The sequence below is a fragment of the Pseudomonas alcaligenes genome (assembly GCF_041729615.1).
Classification (GTDB): Bacteria; Pseudomonadota; Gammaproteobacteria; order Pseudomonadales; family Pseudomonadaceae; genus Aquipseudomonas; species Aquipseudomonas alcaligenes_B.
Genome location: NZ_CP154874.1, coordinates 3760201 through 3778043 on the forward strand (window position 1 = coordinate 3760201; position 17843 = coordinate 3778043).

The 17843-nt window shown below is 64.1% G+C and carries 15 protein-coding genes; 5 read left to right on the plus strand and 10 right to left on the minus strand.

Annotated features, from left to right (window positions below; translation table 11 throughout):
- The first annotated feature begins 112 nt into the window (after positions 1 to 112).
- Entirely contained in the window at positions 113 to 568 is a 456-nt protein-coding gene (locus AAG092_RS18300) for a hypothetical protein (RefSeq protein WP_373387783.1), read from the plus strand.
- A 58-nt stretch (positions 569 to 626) separates the two neighbouring features.
- A complete protein-coding gene (locus AAG092_RS18305) occupies positions 627 to 1472 on the plus strand; it encodes a CAP domain-containing protein (protein ID WP_373387784.1) in 846 nt (281 codons plus the stop codon).
- On the opposite strand, the gene AAG092_RS18310 is transcribed toward AAG092_RS18305, so the two are convergent.
- Positions 1473 to 2060 (minus strand): NAD(P)H-dependent oxidoreductase, encoded by a 588-nt coding sequence (locus tag AAG092_RS18310; RefSeq protein ID WP_373387785.1) that lies wholly within the window; start codon positions 2058 to 2060, stop codon positions 1473 to 1475.
- A gap of 152 nt (positions 2061 to 2212) precedes the next feature.
- Between AAG092_RS18310 and AAG092_RS18315 the strand changes: the two genes are divergently transcribed.
- Positions 2213 to 2503, plus strand: coding sequence for a putative quinol monooxygenase (locus AAG092_RS18315; RefSeq protein ID WP_110682240.1), 291 nt, complete (start codon positions 2213 to 2215; stop codon positions 2501 to 2503).
- 42 nt (positions 2504 to 2545) lie between these two features.
- On the opposite strand, the gene AAG092_RS18320 is transcribed toward AAG092_RS18315, so the two are convergent.
- On the minus strand, positions 2546 to 4561 hold the full coding sequence (locus AAG092_RS18320; protein ID WP_373387787.1) for a U32 family peptidase: 2016 nt from the start codon (positions 4559 to 4561) through the stop codon (positions 2546 to 2548).
- Positions 4562 to 4651: 90 nt separating this feature from the next.
- Entirely contained in the window at positions 4652 to 5539 is an 888-nt protein-coding gene (locus tag AAG092_RS18325) for a LysR family transcriptional regulator (protein ID WP_373387788.1), read from the minus strand.
- 127 nt (positions 5540 to 5666) lie between these two features.
- Between AAG092_RS18325 and AAG092_RS18330 the strand changes: the two genes are divergently transcribed.
- Entirely contained in the window at positions 5667 to 6641 is a 975-nt protein-coding gene (locus AAG092_RS18330) for a cyclase family protein (RefSeq protein ID WP_110682237.1), read from the plus strand.
- Between the two features lie 40 nt (positions 6642 to 6681).
- On the opposite strand, the gene eco is transcribed toward AAG092_RS18330, so the two are convergent.
- The 3 genes from eco to AAG092_RS18345 form a co-directional block, all read right to left on the minus strand.
- Positions 6682 to 7158, minus strand: a complete 477-nt coding sequence (gene eco, locus AAG092_RS18335) for a serine protease inhibitor ecotin (protein ID WP_373387790.1) — start codon at positions 7156 to 7158, stop codon at positions 6682 to 6684.
- A gap of 101 nt (positions 7159 to 7259) precedes the next feature.
- The gene (locus AAG092_RS18340; protein ID WP_373387791.1) at positions 7260 to 7562 is read right to left on the minus strand and encodes a hypothetical protein; all 303 of its coding nucleotides are present in this window, start codon (positions 7560 to 7562) and stop codon (positions 7260 to 7262) included.
- Positions 7563 to 7674: 112 nt separating this feature from the next.
- Positions 7675 to 8367 (minus strand): GNAT family N-acetyltransferase, encoded by a 693-nt coding sequence (locus AAG092_RS18345; protein ID WP_373387793.1) that lies wholly within the window; start codon positions 8365 to 8367, stop codon positions 7675 to 7677.
- Positions 8368 to 8606: 239 nt separating this feature from the next.
- On the opposite strand from AAG092_RS18345, the gene AAG092_RS18350 reads away from it, so the two are divergent.
- A complete protein-coding gene (locus tag AAG092_RS18350; RefSeq protein WP_373387795.1) occupies positions 8607 to 10811 on the plus strand; it encodes an OsmC domain/YcaO domain-containing protein in 2205 nt (734 codons plus the stop codon).
- Between the two features lie 75 nt (positions 10812 to 10886).
- On the opposite strand, the gene AAG092_RS18355 is transcribed toward AAG092_RS18350, so the two are convergent.
- From AAG092_RS18355 to AAG092_RS18370, 4 genes are all read right to left on the minus strand, one after another.
- Positions 10887 to 13457, minus strand: a complete 2571-nt coding sequence (locus AAG092_RS18355) for an EAL domain-containing protein (protein WP_373387797.1) — start codon at positions 13455 to 13457, stop codon at positions 10887 to 10889.
- 760 nt (positions 13458 to 14217) lie between these two features.
- A complete protein-coding gene (locus tag AAG092_RS18360) occupies positions 14218 to 14751 on the minus strand; it encodes a transposase (RefSeq protein ID WP_373387799.1) in 534 nt (177 codons plus the stop codon).
- Between the two features lie 515 nt (positions 14752 to 15266).
- Positions 15267 to 16292 carry a hypothetical protein gene (locus tag AAG092_RS18365; protein WP_373387801.1) on the minus strand — a complete coding sequence of 342 codons (1026 nt, stop codon included), beginning with the start codon at positions 16290 to 16292 and terminating at the stop codon, positions 15267 to 15269.
- Between the two features lie 131 nt (positions 16293 to 16423).
- Positions 16424 to 17668, minus strand: coding sequence for a ribonucleotide-diphosphate reductase subunit beta (locus AAG092_RS18370; RefSeq protein ID WP_043216196.1), 1245 nt, complete (start codon positions 17666 to 17668; stop codon positions 16424 to 16426).
- Positions 17669 to 17843 lie beyond the last annotated feature (175 nt).

The following is a 17843-nucleotide window of genomic DNA, read 5'->3' on the forward strand; positions in this document are numbered from 1 at the left end:
TTTCCTGCCTGGGTGTGCAGAAAACCTGCGAAAGCCCGCAGCCGCGGGCCTTTCCGTGGATTGGCCCGTATCCTGCTGTGGGCTGGGCAATGGAACTTCGCGGGACATTGCCATGACCACCATCAACAGCAACTCGCCGCTGGCCACTTATCTCGCCAGCGCCGCCAAGACCACCCCCGCCACTGCCGGCGCCGGCCAGGAAAAGCCGGCCGAGAGCAGCAAGGATCCCATCGCCGAACTGCGCAGCCTGGCCCGGCAGATGGTGGCACGCAGCGAGGGTGGGTTGTTGCGTGCGCTCAACAGCGGCAACGGCTTGCAGATTGGCGCCAGCCAGCGCCTGGCCGAGGTTGCCAGCCCCGGCTCCGGGACGAAGATCGAGCTGCCCGACGTGGCCGCCATGGATCGCGATGACGCGGCCAAGCTGCTGGCGCAGGTGGAAAAGCTGATCGATGCCGGTCTCGGCGACAGCGGCAGCTTCGTCGGCTTCAACGACGGCCAGCAGACCGAGTCGCTGACCACCTACCGCGACTGGCTGCAGGCCAAGGGCGGGGTCAGCATCTACGTCTGATTGACCGGCGGGGGGTGAAATCGCGCATCATGGCACCTGCCAAATCCGGGAGGTGTGCATGCGCGTCAGGTCTTTCGTCCTTCGTTTCGCCGCGTTGTCGTTCGGGCTGTATGCCATGGCCGCCCAGGCGGCGGAGGAGGCGCGGCTGGTCGAGGCGATCAACGCCTACCGTGGCCAGGTGCAGCGCTGCGCCGACCAGGCTTCGCCGGAGCTGCCGCCCTTGGCCAGCGACCCGCGCCTGATGCTGCCGGTGGTGGGCGGCGACCTGCAGGACAGCCTGGCACGCAACGGTTATCCGATGGTCAACGTGCAGGCGATCACCCTGTCCGGCCCGCGCGATGCGCAGAGCGCCATGCAGGCGCTGCGCGAGAGTTTCTGCCGCGTGGTGCTCGACCCGCAGTTCGTCGATGTCGGCGTCAGCCGGGTGGACCGCGACTGGCGCATCGTCCTGGCGCGGCCGCTGCTCGGCGGGCGCCTGGGTGATTCGCAGGCGGAAGGGCAGAAGCTGCTGGAGCGGATCAACGCCGCCCGCGCGCAGGCCCGCCAGTGCGGCGGCCAGCCCTTCGCCGCCAGCGCGCCGCTGGCCTGGAACGCCACCCTGGCCAGTACCGCCGAGAGCCACAGCCGCGCCATGGCCAACGGCAACTACTTCGACCACCGCGACCGCGACGGCCGCACCCCCGGCGACCGCGCCGAGCTGGCCGGCTACAGCGGCATGCAGATCGGCGAGAATATCGCCGCCGGCCTGGATGCGGCGGACAAGGTGGTGGCCGGCTGGCTGGCCAGCCCCGGCCACTGCGCCAACCTGATGAACCCGGCGTTCAGCGAGCTGGGCGCCGGCTACGCCGTGGACCCGAAGAGCGACGCCGGCATCTACTGGACGGCGCTGTTCGGCGCGCCCTGATCAAGCGAGGTTGAACACCTCGGCCAGGTGCTGCTGGTAGCGCGCCACGTCGCGCTCGATGTCCGGCACCTTCATCACGTCGGTGCAGAGGAAGGTCGGCAGGGCGCGCATGCCGAGGAACTGGTTGGCCTTGTGGAAGGGCAAGTACACCGCGTCCACGCCCTTGGCCTCGAAGAAGTCGCTGGGGTCGTCGAAGGCCTGCTGCGGGGCGTTCCAGGTCAGCGACAGCAGGTACTGCTTGCCCTGGATCAGGCCGCCGCTGCCGTACTTCTGCGAGGCGTCCGCGCGGGTACGGCCGTCGTTGGCGTAGAGGCTGCCGTGGCCGGCGGTGAACACCTCGTCCAGGTACTTCTTCACCGTCCAGGGCGCGCCCATCCACCAGCCGGGCATCTGGTAGATCACCACGTCGGCCCAGAGGATCTTCTGCACTTCCTCCTCGATGTCGTAGCCGCCGTCGATGAAGGTGGTCTTGATGTCGCAGCCGGCGCGGTCGAGGTAGGCGACGGCGGCGTCGTGCAGGGTGGCGTTGTAGCGGCCATCGGAATGGGCGAACTGCTTGCCGCCGTTGAGGAGCAGGATCTTTTTCATGGGAGCCTCCGGGCATCTCGAATGGCCGGCAGGTTACGCAGGCGGGCGCCCCTGAAACAGCCGCCCGCGGGCAAATGATTATTGCCGATATGTCATGAATGCTTGCGCTGCTGTTGCGCTAGGGTGTGAGCATCATCCCTGCGGAGTCCACCATGTACGGCTTCATCCTTCACGCCCACACCAAACCCGAGCAGGCCGAGGCCTTCGAGCGGCTGTTCCGCGCCTATGTCGAGCCCAGCCGCGCCGAGCCGGGCTGCGTGCAGTACCACATGCTGCGCGATGCGGCCGATCCGAGCCTGTTCATCTTCTTCGAGGTGTGGGCGTCGCGCGAGGCCTTTGCCGAGCACACGGCCCTGCCGCACATGCGCGAGTTCAGCGAGCGGCGCATGGACTACCTGCGCCGCGACTTCGAGATCCGCGAGATCGAGATGCTCAGTGCCTGACGTCTCGGGCGGCGTTCCCGGATTGCATCCGGGCTACGGCCGTCAGTGGCTGTAGCCGGTCGGCTTGTTGCGGATGGTCTTGAGCAGGTCTTCCGGGCTGATGCTGGCGACCATCTTGCTCGCCGCGGCGCTGCCCGGCTGCGGCAGGTCGAGGATATGGCCCTTCATCTTGCCCACCACGTGCATCTCGCAGGGCTTGCAGTCGAACTTCAGGGTCAGCACCTCGTCGCCGTGGATCAGCTGCATCGGCGCGACCTTGGTGCGCACGCCGGTGACGCCCTTGGCCTGCTTGGGGCAGAGGTTGAAGGAGAAGCGCAGGCAATGCTTGGTGATCATCACCGGCACCTCGCCTTCCTCCTCGTGGGCCTCGTAGGCCGCATCGATCAGCTGCACGCCGTGGCGGTGGTAGAAGTCGCGGGCCTTCTGGTTGTAGACGTTGTAGAGGAACGACAGGTGCGACTCCGGGTACACCGGTGGCGGGCTGGTCTCGGCCTTGCGGCTGCCGCGCGGGTGGGCGGCGATGCGCGCCTCGGTGAGTTGCTCGATGGCCTCGCGGCGCAGGGCCTTGAGCTGCGAGTTGGGCACGAAGAAGGCCTGCGGGGCGTCCAGCGTCACGTCCAGGGCGTGGTAGTCGGTGGTGCCGAGCTGGGTCAGCAGGTCGCGCAGGCCGTCGAGTGCCTGCTCCGGCTTGTTGGCCACGCCGAAGGGGCCGGACAGCTGCACGTCGACGCTGATGCCTTCCTCGCTGGTGGCGGTCAGCCTGAGCTGCTCCTCGCGTAGCGCAACCTTCCAGCTCACGCCGATGCGGCGCTCGGCCGAGGTCTTCTGCAGCGCCTGCTGCCAGTTGTGATCAAGGTTGCGCGATAGCGGGTGGTTGGGGCGCAGGCGGAACAGCCCCTCGGGCATCTCGTTGGGCTCTACGCGGTAGCGGTAGCGCTTCTCGCCATCTTCCTCGAATTCGCCTTTCAGCTCGGCGATGTTGGCGCGGAAGCCCACCACCTCGCGCTTGACCAGCACGTTGAGGCCGTCGCCGTTGGACAGCGGGGTGTCGGTGACGGCGATCAGGTCGCGCTTGCCCACCTTCTCGACATGGCCCACCGGCAGGCCGGTGAAGGTCGGCGAGTCGAAGGCGCCGATGTCGACCTTGCGCTCGGTGACGAAGTAGTCGGTGCTGCCGCGGTGGAAGGTCTTGTCTGGATCGGGCTGGAAGAAATGCGCGGTGCGGCCGCTGGAGGCGCGGGCGAGGTCCGGGCGGTCTTCGAGGATGGCGTCGAGCAGCTGGCGGTAGTGGGCGGTGATGTTCTTCACGTAGCCCATGTCCTTGTAGCGTCCCTCGATCTTGAACGAGCGCACGCCGGCTTCGACCAGGGCGCGCAGGTTGGCGCTCTGGTTGTTGTCCTTCATCGACAGCAGGTGTTTCTCGAAGGCCACCACGCGGCCCTGGTCGTCCTTCAGGGTGTAGGGCAGGCGGCAGGCCTGCGAGCAGTCGCCGCGGTTGGCGCTACGCCCGGTCTGCGCATGGGAGATGTTGCACTGGCCGGAGAAGGCCACGCACAGCGCGCCGTGGATGAAGAACTCGATGGAGGCCTCGGTGGCGTCGGCGATGGCGCGGATTTCCTGCAGGTTCAGCTCGCGCGCCAGCACCAGCTGGGAGAAGCCGGCCTGGTCGAGGAACTTGGCCCGGTCCAGAGTGCGGATGTCGGTCTGGGTACTGGCGTGCAGCTCGATCGGCGGGATATCCAGCTCCATCACCCCCATGTCCTGCACGATCAGCGCATCGACGCCGGCGTCGTACAGCTGGTGGATCAGCCTGCGCACCTGCTCCAGCTCGTCGTCGTGGAAGATGGTGTTGAGGGTGGTGAACACCCGCGCGTGGTAGCGGCGGGCGAACTTCACCAGTTCGGCGATCTCGCTGACCTCGTTGCAGGCGTTGTGCCGCGCGCCGAAGCTCGGCCCGCCGATGTACACGGCGTCGGCCCCATGCAGGATGGCCTCCCGCGCGATGCTGACGTCGCGGGCGGGGCTGAGCAGTTCCAGATGGTTCTTCGGCAGGGACATGGCGCTTTCTTCTTCGGGCGTGGCACGGCAAGGCGCGCATTGTAGCGGGGCGCGCCGGGCAGGGCACCCCGCGACCGATCGCTGGCGCCCTCAGCCGCGCAAGCGCGCCTTGAGGAAGGCGATCAGGGCGCTCACCCGGCGCGGCAGGTACTGGCGGTTGGGGTAGAGCACGTGCAGGGTGCGCGCCAGCGGTTGCCAGTCGTGCAGCACCGGCACCAGCGCGCCGCTGGCCAGTTCCGCCTCGATCAGCGCGCGCGGCATCAGGCCCAGGCCCTGGTGGGCGAGCAGGGCCTGGATCAGCATCAGGCTGTTGTCCGCCGCCAGGTTGCCGCGTACCTGCACGGTCTCCAGGCCATCGCCCTGGCGGAAGGCCCAGGCCAAGGCATCGCTGCCGCGGCTGTACACCAGGCAGTTGTGGTGGGCCAGGTCGGCCAGCTGCCGGGGCTCGCCGTGGCGCTGCAGGTAGCTCGGGCTGGCGACGACCAGGCGCGGCAGCGGCAGCAGCGGTGCAGCGATCAGGCTCGAATCGCCCAGCTCGGCACTGGCGCGCAGCGCCAGGTCGATGCCGTCGCGCACCAGGTCCACGGCCTGGTCGCTCATGCGCAGCTCCAGCTGCAGGTTCGGGTGCTGGTGCTGGAAGTCGAGCAGGGCCGGGCCGAGCAGGCGCAGGGTCAGGGACACCGGGGCGGACACCACCAGGCGCCCGCCGACCTGCTCGCGGTCGAGCTGCAGCTGGTCCTCCAGGGCCAGGGTCTCCTGTTCCACGCGCAGGCAGTAGTCATAGAAGCTCTGCCCGGCCTCGGTGAGCTGCAGGCTGCGCGTGCTGCGCTGCAGCAGCAGGTTCTGTGTCCAGGCTTCCAGCTGGCGGATGTACTTGCTCACGCTGGCATTGGAGTAGCCCAGTTCGCGGGCGGCGGCGGAGAAGCTGCCGAGCTTCACCACCCGCACGAAACAGTGCATGGCCTGCAGCCTGTCCATCGGTGTCCCCTCGGTGTGTGGCGGGATTTTTCGCGAAACGCGAAAAGTACTTTCGCTTTATAGCCGTTTTTCCATATCAGTCCCAGCCGTAACTTGGACTGCGAATCCACTGCCTGGAGTTGCACCCATGAAACACCTGATGATTGGCGCCGCCCTTTCCCTCGGCCTGGCCGGCCTGGCGCAGGCCGCCCCGACCGATACCGTGGGCCAGAGTCCCTGGGGCCCCGCCGACGAGATCGGCGCGCTGAACCGCATCACCCCCGAGTCGATCCTCAAAGTGGTGCAGCGCATCAACAGCGGCAAGGTCTACGACCTCAGCGTCGAGTACTACGTCGGCATGCCCAGCTACTACTTCCTCGGCCAGCCGCGTTACCAGATCTGGAACGTGCACACGCCGCAGGGCACGATCGTTGACGACCCCAATGGCCTGGGCAAGGAGAAGAACAGCCTGATCAGCTACTCCGGCTCGGCCATCTCCATGTACGCCCACACCGGCACACACATCGACGCGCTGTCGCACTTCGGCCTCAAGGGCAAGATCTACAACGGCTTCAGCACCGAGGACAACCTGGGCGACCGCGGCTGGCACAAGGCCGGGGTGGAGAAGTACCCGCCGATCATCGCGCGTGGCGTGCTGCTCGACGTGGCCGCCTACAAGGGCGTGGACGTGCTGCCCGAGTCCTACGGCATCAGCGTCGACGACCTGAAGAACACTGCGCGCCAGCAGGGCGTGAAGCTGGAGAGCGGCGACGTGGTGATGGTGCGCACCGGGCGCATGCAGTGGTTCCGCGACGCCGAGCGTTACATGCACAACACCCCGGGCCTGACCCGCGAGGCCGCCGACTTCCTCGCCGATGGTGGCGCCGTGGTGATCGGTGTGGACAACATCAGCACCGATGTCTGGCCGTCCAAGGAGCAGGACAACTGGATTCCGGTGCACAGCTCCATGCTCTCGATCAAGGGCGTGCCGATCATGCAGAACGTCAACCTGGAGGGCCTGGCGGCGGACAAGGTGCACCAGTTCGCCTGGTTCGGCGCGCCGCTGCGCCTGAAGGGTGCCGACGGCGCCCCCATGCGCCCGGTCGCCCTGCCGATCGACTGAGCCACGGGCCGGCGGCGCTTGGCGTCGCCGGCCCCGGCGCTTACTGCGCCTTCGCCGGGCTGCTGTCCGGCGCCGCCGACCAGATGCGGTAGCGCACCTGCACATCGGCCGGGGTGTAGACCACCAGTGGCAGCCTGCTGTTGTAGCGCACCAGCAGGGGCTCGCCGCCGACCGCGACGAAGGCCTGCTGGCGGCTGCCGTCCGGGCAGGCCATCAGGGTGCTGCGCGGCGGGCCGACCCGCTCCAGTTCGTAGTAGTCGTAGCCCCAGCCTGGCACGCTCTTGCGCTGCCACTGGCCACCCAGGCTGTGGCGGTTGCAGTCCACTTCCAGGGTCTTGCCGGCGATCAGCTCCACCCGGTAGTCATCCTCGTCGGCCTGGGCCGGCAGCTCGATCACATGGCGCTGCTGGCCCGCGGCCGCCGCCGGGTAGGGCTTCAGCGCCTCGGGCGTGGCGGCGCAGGCGGCCAGGGGCAGGGCGCAGGCGAGGGCGAAGAGCGGGAGCTGGCGAATGGTCATGGGGTGTCCTTGCACAAGGGGCCTGGTGGGCCGCGCCCGGTGGGCGGGCTAGCAGAGACCCCTGTGGATAGATCAAGTTCCGGCCGTTGGCCAGTCCTGCGCTATTGCTGCACGCTGCTCAGGCGCTGGTCGGTGAACACGCAGACCACCCCGGCGCGGTTGTGCATGATCTGCTGGCTGAAGTCGCAGTAGGCGGCCGCCACGCTCAGGGCCATCTGTTCGCTGATCTGCTGGCCGCCCTCCGGGCGGAACCAGGCCATCTGCCCGGCCTTGCAGCGTTGCGCCTGGGGATCGGTGTTGTAGATGCAGATCTGGCTCTGCAGCGGGTCCGGCTCCTGGTCGAAGCAGGCGGTCAGGGGCAGGGTGGCGGCGCTGAGCAGGCAGAGGCGGGCGAGAAGGTGCATGGTCGGGCTCCCGATGGCGGAATGCAGAGAAGCCTTAGGGCCGCCGCGGGCGCGAAGGTTCAATGCCGGGGCGGCGAGTTTGCGCAACTGTGATGGTGTCTGCAGGCGCGCCTCACTGCAGGCGCCGGGCCCGCTGCTCGGCCAGCAGCGCCTCGGCCTGGCGGGCCAGCTGGTCGAGCAGGCGGTCGCGCTGCTTCTCCGCATCGCGCATGGCCCGCTCGCCGTGCTGCTTGAGCAGGTAGGCATGGATCTGCCGCACCTCCTTGGACTGGAAGATCGGCGCCAGGTCCTGCACCGCCACCCAGCCGTCCGAGGCCTGCGCGCGGCTGTTCATCAGCACCTGCGGGCCGCGCGCGGCCAGCACGCGAAAGCCCAAGGCCTCGAAGGTCGGCACCCGGCTGGCCACGCAGGCCAGCGCGGCATGCGGGTGCAGCAGCTGCATCTGCCGCAGCATGGCGCGGGCGATGCCGTGGCGGCGCTGGCTGGCCTGCACGGCGGTGTAGAGCAGGGTGCAGGCCTCGGGGTCACCCGCGCTGGGCAGGTAGAGGGCGAAGCCCAGCACGCGCGACGGGTCTTCGTCGTCGAGGGCGAGGATCAGCCGGGCGCTGCTGGCCGGGTCGCCGCCCATGGCTTGCAGGTACAGGTGCACCTCGTAGCCGATCACGTACTGGTACAGCTGGTACAGCGGGTTGCTCGGCGTCAGCGGCGCCGGGCTGAGGTCGCTGAAGTAGTCGACCACCATCTGCAGCACCTGGCTTTTCAGGGACTCGGGCGGCGGGGTGGTCAGGTGGCTGAGGGTGAACATCGGGTAGCGGGTTCCGGGGCAGGGCGGCTGTGGGGCGTCATTGTATCGCGATGCGTGCGGCGCTTTGCGTGGGAGCGGCTCTAGCCGTGATGGGCTCTGGTGCGGGGCCCGCTCCCACAAGGTTCGCAGCACCGGCTCGATGTAGGGGGCAGAAAAGCCTGCGCGTCGGCCAAACAAGACTTCCCACGCAAAAGCCGGATAATGGCGGCCATTTTGTCTTGCCTGCGTCCGGTACTCCCATGGAAATCAAGGTCAATTTTCTCGACAACCTGCGTCTCGAAGCCAAGTTCGATGACTTCACGGTGATCGCCGACCAGCCCATCCGCTACAAGGGCGACGGCTCGGCGCCGGGGCCGTTCGACTACTTCCTGGCGTCCTCGGCGCTCTGTGCGGCCTACTTCGTCAAGCTGTACTGCCAGACGCGGGGCATCCCCACCGACAATATCCGCCTGGCGCAGAACAACATCGTCGACCCGGAAGACCGCTACAAGCAGATCTTCAAGATCCAGGTCGAGCTGCCGGCGGACATCTCCGACAAGGACCGCCAGGGCATCCTGCGCTCCATCGACCGCTGCACGGTGAAGAAGGTGGTGCAGACCGGCCCCGACTTCGTCATCGAGGAAGTCGCCAACCTCGACGCCGACGCCCAGGCCCTGCTGATGCCGGCGCTGACCGCGGGCGAGGGCACGCGCATCCTCGGCAAGGACCTGCCGCTGGAACAGACCATCGCCAACATGTCGGCCATTCTCGCCGGCCTGGGGATGAAGATCGAGATCGCCTCCTGGCGCAACATCGTGCCCAACGTCTGGTCGCTGCATATCCGCGACGCGCAGTCGCCGCTGTGCTTCACCAACGGCAAGGGCGCCACCAAGGAAAGCGCGCTGGCCTCGGCGCTGGGCGAGTTCATCGAGCGGCTGAACTGCAACTTCTTCTACAACGACCAGTTCTGGGGTGAGGAAATCGCCAACGCCGATTTCGTCCACTACCCCAACGAGCGCTGGTTCAAGCCGGGGCCGAAGGACGCGCTGCCGGCAGAGATCCTCGACGACTACTGCCTGGCCATCTACAACCCGGACGGCGAGCTGCGCGGCTCGCACCTGTACGACACCAACTCGGGCAACAAGGCCCGTGGCATCTGCTCGTTGCCCTTCGTGCGCCAGTCGGACGGCGAGGTGGTGTACTTCCCCTCCAACCTGATCGAGAACCTGTATCTGTCCAACGGCATGAGCGCCGGCAACACATTGGCCGAGGCGCAGGTGCAGTGCCTGTCGGAAATCTTCGAGCGCGCGGTGAAACGCGAAATCCTGGAGAACGAACTGGCCCTGCCGGACGTGCCGCAGGAGGTGCTGGCCAAGTACCCCGGCATCCTCGCCGGCATCAAGGGCCTGGAGGAGCAGGGCTTCCCGGTGCTGGTCAAGGACGCCTCGCTGGGTGGTGAATTCCCGTTGATGTGCGTGACCCTGATGAACCCGCGCACCGGCGGCGTGTTCGCCTCCTTCGGCGCCCACCCGAGCTTCGAGGTGGCGCTGGAGCGCAGCCTCACCGAGCTGCTCCAGGGCCGCAGCTTCGAGGGCCTCAACGACCTGCCGCCGCCGACCTTCGAGAGCCAGGCGCTGACCGAGCCGAACAACTTCGTCGAGCACTTCATCGACTCCAGCGGCGTGGTGTCCTGGCGCTTCTTCAGCGCCAAGGCCGACTACGAGTTCGTCGAGTGGGACTTCTCCGGCCACGGCGAGGAGTCCAATGCCCAGGAAGCCGCGACCCTGTTCGGCATCCTCGAGGACCTGGGCAAGGAGGTGTACATGGCCGTGTACGACGACCTCGGCGCCAACGCCTGCCGCATCCTGGTGCCGGGCTACTCGGAGATCTACCCGGTCGAGGACCTGATCTGGGACAACACCAACAAGGCGCTGATCTTCCGCTCCGACATCCTCAACCTGCACAGCTTGAGCGACCTGCGTCTCAAGTCCCTGCTCAAGAGCCTGGAGAACTGCGAGGTCGACGACTACACCGACATCACCACGCTGATCGGCATCGAGTTCGACGACAACACCGTGTGGGGCCAGCTGACCATCCTTGAGCTGAAGCTGCTGATCTACCTCGCCCTGAAAAAGTACGACGAGGCCAAGGCGCTGACCGAGGCCTTCCTGCAGTACAACGACAACACCGTCGAGCGCGGCCTGTTCTACCAGGCGCTCAATGTGGTGCTGGAAGTGCAGCTGGACGACGACCTGGAACTGGCCGACTACGAGGCCAACTTCCGCCGCATGTTCGGCAACGAGCGGATGGACGCGGCCATCGGTTCGGTCAACGGCAGTGTGCGCTTCCATGGCCTGACGCCCACCAGCCTGCAGCTGGAGGGGCTGGACAAGCACCTGCGCCTGGTCGACAGCTACAAGAAGCTGCATGCGGCGCGGGCCAGGGCGGCGGGGCTGGCGAGCTGAACCCGGGCTTGCGCGAGCGCTGGCCGCATAGAGCCTGGCGCTCGCCTCAGGCCCGGCTGGAGCGCGGGCTGCGGACTACTGAGCGCTGTCGAACTCGGCCAGCCACTGTCGAAGTTCCGCGATCGGTGCGGGGCGGCACAGCCAGAAGCCCTGTAGCGAGTCGCAGTGCCCGGTTTTCAGGCGGTTGGCTGTTTCGCGGTTCTCGATCCCTTCACCGACCACGCGATAGCCGAGGCTGTGTGCCATCTGGATGGTGGTCGAGACGATGACATCGGCGTTCTCGCTGGTGCAGATGTCATGAATCAGTGAGCGATCCAGCTTGAGTTCCGAGGCGGGCAGTTGCTTGAGGTAGGAGAGCGAGGAGTAGCCGCTGCCAAAGTCGTCGATGGAGATCTTGTAGCCTAGCGCGGCCAGACCATTGAGCGCCTGCAGGCTGCTTTCGGGGTCGCGCATGGCCGCTGTCTCGGTGATTTCCAGGGTGATGGCGTCGGCCGGCAGCCGATGGTGCTGGCGCGCCATTTCCAGCACGGTCCTGAGGTTGGCAGACTCCAGGTCGCGCGCCGACAGGTTGATCGCGACCGTCAACGCCGGGTATGTCTGGCGCAGGTCTGCCAGGTCCCGGGTGGCCTGCTGGATCACCCAGTGGGTGAGCTGGCTGATCATGCCCGTTTCTTCGGCCAGCGGGATGAAGTCGGCCGGGTTTACCCAGCCACGCTCAGCATGGTGCCAGCGCACCAGGGCTTCTATGCCCTCGATCTGTGCGGATGCGATGTTCTGTTTGGGTTGGTAATGCAGCATCAGCTGACCCTGCTGCAGGGCATTGCGCAGGTCGGTCATCAGCGTGAGGCGGCTCTCGCTGTAAATGTCGTATTTGCTCGAATAGATGCCGGTTTCATTGCCGCTGCGGGGCGCGATTTCCATGCCGACATGGGCGTTGCGGATCAGCTCGGCAGCCGATTGGCCGTGCTGGGGGTAGGCGGCAGCGCCGAAGCGCGGACGTAGCTCGATGGCCAGGTGATCCAGTTGCAAGGGTTCGGCCAAGCGCCTGAGCGCGCGGTTGAGGGCGGCAAAGTCGTTGTCGGCGCTATCCATGTCCACCAGCAGGCAGAAACAGTCGCCTGAGAGGTGGTACACACGTTCTTCGCGGCTCTGGTCGTCGAGGCTGACGTGGATGAAGGGCAAGCCGGCGGCCAGCTCGGCCATCTGCCGTGCCACGCATTTCATGACCCATTCGCTTCTGGCCAGACCCAGGGTGCGGTTGATTTCATCCAGGCGGGTAATGCGCGCCAGGCCCACCATGTAATGGCGCTGGGGGTGTTGTTGCAGCTGTTGATCCACCATCAGCTCGAAACGGTTGCGGTTGGGCAGGCCGGTCACCGGGTCATGGGTCAGCGCCTCGGTGAGCTGCTTCTGGGCGACATTTCGCGATTGTGCCTCCTGCAGGCTGGCCGCCTGGGCGATGATCTTGTCTTCCCGTTCCCGATACAGGCGGTCTGCCAGGGCCAGGGTCAGGATGAAGGCTTCGATGCCCGAGCCCAGCTGCATCGCGTTTTCCGTGAAGAAGTTTTCCGGGAAGACTCCGAGCGCTCTGCCTGCGGTGGCCATGACGCCAATCGTCAGGGGCGTCCAGGCCAGGGTGAAAAACACCCCGGCGCGCACCCCGGCTGCCCAGGCGATCGGGCCGGCAGCCAGCAGCAGCGAGAAGAAGACCAGGGCCGAGAATGAAGCCAGCTGAATGCCCCGGTAATAGTCCAGGAAGGGCGCGCAGAAGAGGTACAGAAATTCGAAGACCATCATCCCGATCAGCAGCTTATCCAGCCTCGGCGTGCTGACACGGGTGTTCAGGAATTCCCGGCAGAACAGCAGCGAGAACAGGGCCAGGGCCGGTATCGAGATCAGTAGCATCCTGGCGTGCAGCTGCGGCAGGCCGGGGTAGAGGTGTTGAAAACTGAAGCCTTTGATCGAGGCAAAGAACAGCAGGTAGCCGACCAGGGCGAGCGCGTAGTAGAGGTAGAGCCTTTCGCGCAGGCTCAGGAATACGGCGAGGTTGATCAGGATGATGACGAAGATGCAGCCGTAGTAGAAAAAGTGCAGCTTGAGTTCGTTGGCCGCGGATTCGAAAAACGCCTGCTCGCGCCAGATCATCAGGGGGACGACCATGCTCCCGCTCGTCGCTATGCGGACAAACACGGCCTTCACCTCACCGGGGGCCAGCGGCACGCGCAACAGCATGCTCGGGTAATCCACATCGCGTGGGTAGAACGCCTGGCTGTCACCCGTCCTCAGCGTTTTGACTGCAACGCCGTCATCCAGCACGTGGAAAACCACATCGTCCAGCTGTGAGTAGGCCAGTTCGGCAATCAGGTTCTGGTGTATCGGGGTTGGATTCATGACCGAAAAGCGCAGCCAGTAGGCCGACTGGGTCAGGCCGAATGTGGCGCGGCCCTCGGGTACCAGTGACCAGCGCTCGTCCGGCAGGCTTGCCACGTGCTCAAGCGAGGCCTCGCCCGTGACGTCTTCCCAGAACTCGAAGTGGGCCTGGATCGTCGACGCCTGGGTAATCTCGATCGGCCCCGGTTTTGACCAGGCATTGAGGCTCAGACAGGCCAGCAGAACTCCCACCAGAATGCGGACTACCTGGTGCACGTAATGGTGCCTCCGTTGGTGGCCGTTGACGGCCTTTTATTCTTATCACTGCCAGTGTAGCCACAGAGTGGCTGCGGCATGCAGGGGTAGCCCGCTCAGCCGCATCGGCGCCCCAGGGCCGTAGGATATGCCGAATGCCCCGCAACCGCATCAAGGGGCTCCCGTTGGCGGGAGGGGGGCAGGTGCCAAACCGTTTGGGTAGCCCGGATGTAATCCGGGAGTCGGGGGTTGGGCCTTTCCCGGATTGCATCCGGGCTACGCACTGTCCGTTGTGGGTTTTGATTTTTTCGTGCTGCTGCTGGTTTCCAGGTTGGCTGGGGCATTGGTTCCGCCCTGCTGGGCGGGTTCCTTTTGGCAGTCGCCCCAAAAGGAACCAAAAGGGCTTGCCCCGCCATCCGGCCCTCCGCTTCGCTTCGGGTTCGTTCGCTCCATCGCCGCTCCGAGGGTCGGCGTACAAGGGGCGTCCATGCCCCTTTACGCCTTTCGCCGCATCCATGCGGCTCACCCCTCTACGCAACGATTCCGCTCACCCTCCTGAAGGGGCGTTTGGCGTTGCCTGAAAGTTCGAGTGCCGACTCATGTTTTTTGTATTTGTGGGATCGGCTGGGCGGCACTCCGCTTCAGCCGCGATAGCAGGCAACTGAGGAGTGGGTTTCATCGCGGCTAAAGCCGCTCCCACAAAGAATCCAGAGTTGCCTCCCCCCAGTTGATCGTTCCCACGCTCCGCGTGGGAATGCCGCCCTCGACGCTCCGCGTCCACTCACAGCCAGTGGTCAATTTCGATCAATCCCGGCTGCCCTTGGTAGTTGCGGGCACTGGAGTAGCGCCAGTGCTCAGGCAAATCCACATAACCGCGCCGCACGGGGTTCAGGTGGATGTAATCAAGCTTCTGTCTCATCACCTCAGCAGTGCAGACCAGTTCGGCGTGGCTGCCTTCCTGCCAGAGCTGGTATTCCCGGTCCTGCTTGTGCGCCCTTTTGGCGAAGCTCAGACGTTGCAGTGTGAAATCCGCGCCGCGTTGTTCCAGATGGTCGAGCATCTGGCGGGCCGTGTAGGACTTGAAACTGCTGACGCATTTAGCCAGGTCGGGAGCCTGGGCCAGGTAATGCAGGTGGTTTTCCAGCACCACGTAGCCGTAAAGCTTCAGCCCTTGGTTGGCCTGCTGGTAACGCCAGCAGTCGAACAGGATGTTGACCAGGGTCGGGCGGGTGAACAGCGGTAGCCACTCCATCACCGTGCAGGTGAGGAAGTGCGGCATAGTGGTATCGGTGATGACGTAGCGACTGCGGCCCATGGGATTCATCCGTGAATCGGTTGGTTGATATGCGTGCCAGCCTCTCTCCTTTCTGAACTGATGGCTCCCACGCTCTGCGTGGGAGCCTAGCCGGTGACGCTCTGCGTCGCTACGGGGTTGAGTATGCGAAGTAGCTCAGGTGGACGCAGAGCGTCGAGGGCGGCATTCCCACGCGGAGCGTGGGAACGATCAGATGCGCGTAGCGCAAAGAAAAACCACCCGGCAACTCGGAGCCCGAGTCCCCGTCAGGAGGCCGAGTGGAGGTGTTGCGCAGGGGGACGCGAGGCAGGACGCCGAGCGAGGAACGATGGGACAGGGACGTCCCATCGTGACGGCCCCCGGAGCGGCACCGGAGGGAGGGAAGTCTGGCCGCAGGCCAGACCCGGATGCCGGGGTGCCCTTCTCTTTGGTTACTTTCTCTTGGGCAAACAAGAGAAAGTGACTCGCCGTAAGGGCGAAAGGAGAAGGGCGCGATCTGCATAGAGGCTCAGAAAGTAAGTCTGCCCCTCTTTTTATTATTTGCTCAGAGATTGAGCGATTGGTTTGGAAAGAATTTCAACCATGGATTTCTGGCTCGATATTTCGCTATCAGAGCTAGATGTATATCCAGTTGGTTGAGGTGAAAAAATGCAACTTGACGCTTGAAGTAGAACTGCATCCCGTACACCGGCATCGCCAGATGCTTCTACAAGGGCTCTGTGCGTCATTAGGGCGTTCTGACGATGTTTGTTAACAATGGCATTGTGTTTGTGGTTCAAGAAGTTCTTGGCTGATAGGAAAAGCATGTACGCGATGACAAAAAATATGAGAAATTTGCTGATTGATAGTTGAATTGCGTCGTATGTGTTTTCGGGTTTTAGGAACGGTATTTTGTGGATGAATAAGCTCAGGACGGAGAATCCGCCTAGGGCGAAGGCAATTTTTATTGCTAGGGTTTTCCAGTTTTCAGCTTCCTCTGAATGGTGTTGGTATTCAGCATTAAAGTGGGCTGCTTGCTGGGTTATTCCCTCTTCTGCTGCAACTTTTCGTATTTCATCTAGTGCTTGCTTGGCGTCATCTTCATATTTGGCTAGCCGTTCCGAAATTTTTGCTGATTTATCCTCAATTGATTGGAGGGTCGATCTTGCATCGGCGTCCAGTCGTTGGAAGTCTGCGGAGCGATGTAGTGAATATGCGATATAAGGATGCAAAGATTGGAATGCTGGTTGGTAAGCTTTCTCTAGGCTGCTTATTAAGCCGGATCGTGTTGCACCGGGACTTTGCTGGTCGGCATCAAAGCTCAGCATCTGAGAAAATATGTTGTAGTGGTTGTTTGCGTTATCCCTTATGACGGTCAGTATGTTGTCTGGGAAGTCTTGTAGGGCGGTAGGAGAGAGTCGCTTGTATAGGTCAATAAGAATTTTTGCAGGAGCTACCGCGTCCTTGAAGTTCAGCTTTCCACCTAATTCGACTTCTCGAGGTAAGGTTTGCTCGTCAAATGATTGAATCCGTTCGAGCGACTCTTTTGTTTCCTCGTAAAGTTCTTCTGAGCCTACTATCATCTGTGAACTCCTTTGTTTAAAACTCAAAAAAAGCCCCGCACTAGGCGGGGCTTTTAGTTTCTCTCGCTACCCCGAACATCCATTCTCAGGCAAAGCGTTTTTAATCTGTCCTAACGGTCTAGACCCAGGCATCAATCCCAGCTCAGAGCACCACCAGTCTGATACTCAATCACACGAGTCTCGAAGAAGTTCTTCTCCTTCTTCAGGTCCATGATCTCGCTCATCCACGGGAACGGGTTGGTTGCACCCGGATACTCTTCTTTCAGGCCGATCTGGGTCAGACGACGGTTGGCGATGAACTTCAGGTAGTCCTCCATCATCGCCGCGTTCATGCCCAGCACGCCGCGCGGCATGGTGTCACGCGCGTATTCGATCTCCAGCTGGGTGCCCTGCAGGATCATCTGGGTCGCCTCGTCCTTCATCGCGGCATCCCACAGGTGCGGGTTCTCGATCTTGATCTGGTTGATCACGTCGATGCCGAAGTTCAGGTGCATGGACTCGTCGCGCAGGATGTACTGGAACTGCTCGGCGGTGCCGGTCATCTTGTTGCGGCGGCCCATGGAGAGGATCTGGGTGAAGCCGCAGTAGAAGAAGATGCCTTCCAGCACGCAGTAGTAGGCGATCAGGTTGCGCAGGAACTGGCGGTCGGTCTCCGGGGTGCCGGTCTTGAATTCCGGGTCGGAGATCGAGCGGGTGTACTTCAGGCCCCAGGAGGCTTTCTTCGCGACCGAAGGAATCTCGTGGTACATGTTGAAGATCTCGCCCTCATCCATGCCCAGCGACTCGATGCAGTACTGGTAGGCGTGGGTGTGGATCGCTTCCTCGAAGGCCTGGCGCAGGATGTACTGGCGGCACTCGGGGTTGGTGATCAGGCGGTACACGGCCAGTACCAGGTTGTTGGCAACCAGGGAGTCGGCGGTGGAGAAGAAGCCCAGCGAACGCTTGACGATGCGGCGCTCGTCTTCGGAGAGGCCGTCCTTGCTCTTCCACAGAGCAATGTCGGCGTTCATGTTCACTTCCTGCGGCATCCAGTGGTTGGCGCAACCATCCAGATACTTCTGCCAGGCCCAGTCGTACTTGAAGGGTACGAGCTGGTTGAGGTCGGCGCGGGCGTTGATCATCTGCTTGTCGCCGACGTGCACGCGGGCGCTGGCGCCTTCCAGGTCGTCCAGGCCTTCCTGGATGTCCAGGTCGTTCAGGGCCTTCTTGGCGCGGGCGACGGCGTCGGAGTCGTCGGCCGACACGGCGCGGGCTTCCTCGACGGAGCCGGCGGCGTCGCTGTCCAGTTGATCGAGCGCGGCGCCAACGACGGCAGCGGCAGGCTTGGCGGCCGCTTCGGTGGCATCTTCCTTATCGAATTCGTCCCAGCTGAGCATGGTGGTCTCCTGCTTGGTGCTGACGGCCGCAAATCGGCGACCTGTATGTTTGTCCAGTAATTCTAATTATGTTCCGTTGCGGTACGCGCGCAAGGGTCAAACCGTGCCACCCGACTGGTGGCGCCCAGGCCCGTGTTGGCGGGCGAGGGGAGTGTGCGTGGGGGAGGGCTGGCGC

Coding starts and splice junctions, on each gene's coding strand:
- AAG092_RS18300 (WP_373387783.1), top strand. CDS start 113: ATGACCACCATCAACAGCAACTCGCCGCTGGCCACTTATCTCGCCAGC.
- AAG092_RS18305 (WP_373387784.1), top strand. CDS start 627: ATGCGCGTCAGGTCTTTCGTCCTTCGTTTCGCCGCGTTGTCGTTCGGG.
- AAG092_RS18310 (WP_373387785.1), bottom strand. CDS start 2,060: ATGAAAAAGATCCTGCTCCTCAACGGCGGCAAGCAGTTCGCCCATTCC.
- AAG092_RS18315 (WP_110682240.1), top strand. CDS start 2,213: ATGTACGGCTTCATCCTTCACGCCCACACCAAACCCGAGCAGGCCGAG.
- AAG092_RS18320 (WP_373387787.1), bottom strand. CDS start 4,561: ATGTCCCTGCCGAAGAACCATCTGGAACTGCTCAGCCCCGCCCGCGAC.
- AAG092_RS18325 (WP_373387788.1), bottom strand. CDS start 5,539: ATGGACAGGCTGCAGGCCATGCACTGTTTCGTGCGGGTGGTGAAGCTC.
- AAG092_RS18330 (WP_110682237.1), top strand. CDS start 5,667: ATGAAACACCTGATGATTGGCGCCGCCCTTTCCCTCGGCCTGGCCGGC.
- eco (WP_373387790.1), bottom strand. CDS start 7,158: ATGACCATTCGCCAGCTCCCGCTCTTCGCCCTCGCCTGCGCCCTGCCC.
- AAG092_RS18340 (WP_373387791.1), bottom strand. CDS start 7,562: ATGCACCTTCTCGCCCGCCTCTGCCTGCTCAGCGCCGCCACCCTGCCC.
- AAG092_RS18345 (WP_373387793.1), bottom strand. CDS start 8,367: ATGTTCACCCTCAGCCACCTGACCACCCCGCCGCCCGAGTCCCTGAAA.
- AAG092_RS18350 (WP_373387795.1), top strand. CDS start 8,607: ATGGAAATCAAGGTCAATTTTCTCGACAACCTGCGTCTCGAAGCCAAG.
- AAG092_RS18360 (WP_373387799.1), bottom strand. CDS start 14,751: ATGGGCCGCAGTCGCTACGTCATCACCGATACCACTATGCCGCACTTC.
- AAG092_RS18365 (WP_373387801.1), bottom strand. CDS start 16,292: ATGATAGTAGGCTCAGAAGAACTTTACGAGGAAACAAAAGAGTCGCTC.
- AAG092_RS18370 (WP_043216196.1), bottom strand. CDS start 17,668: ATGCTCAGCTGGGACGAATTCGATAAGGAAGATGCCACCGAAGCGGCC.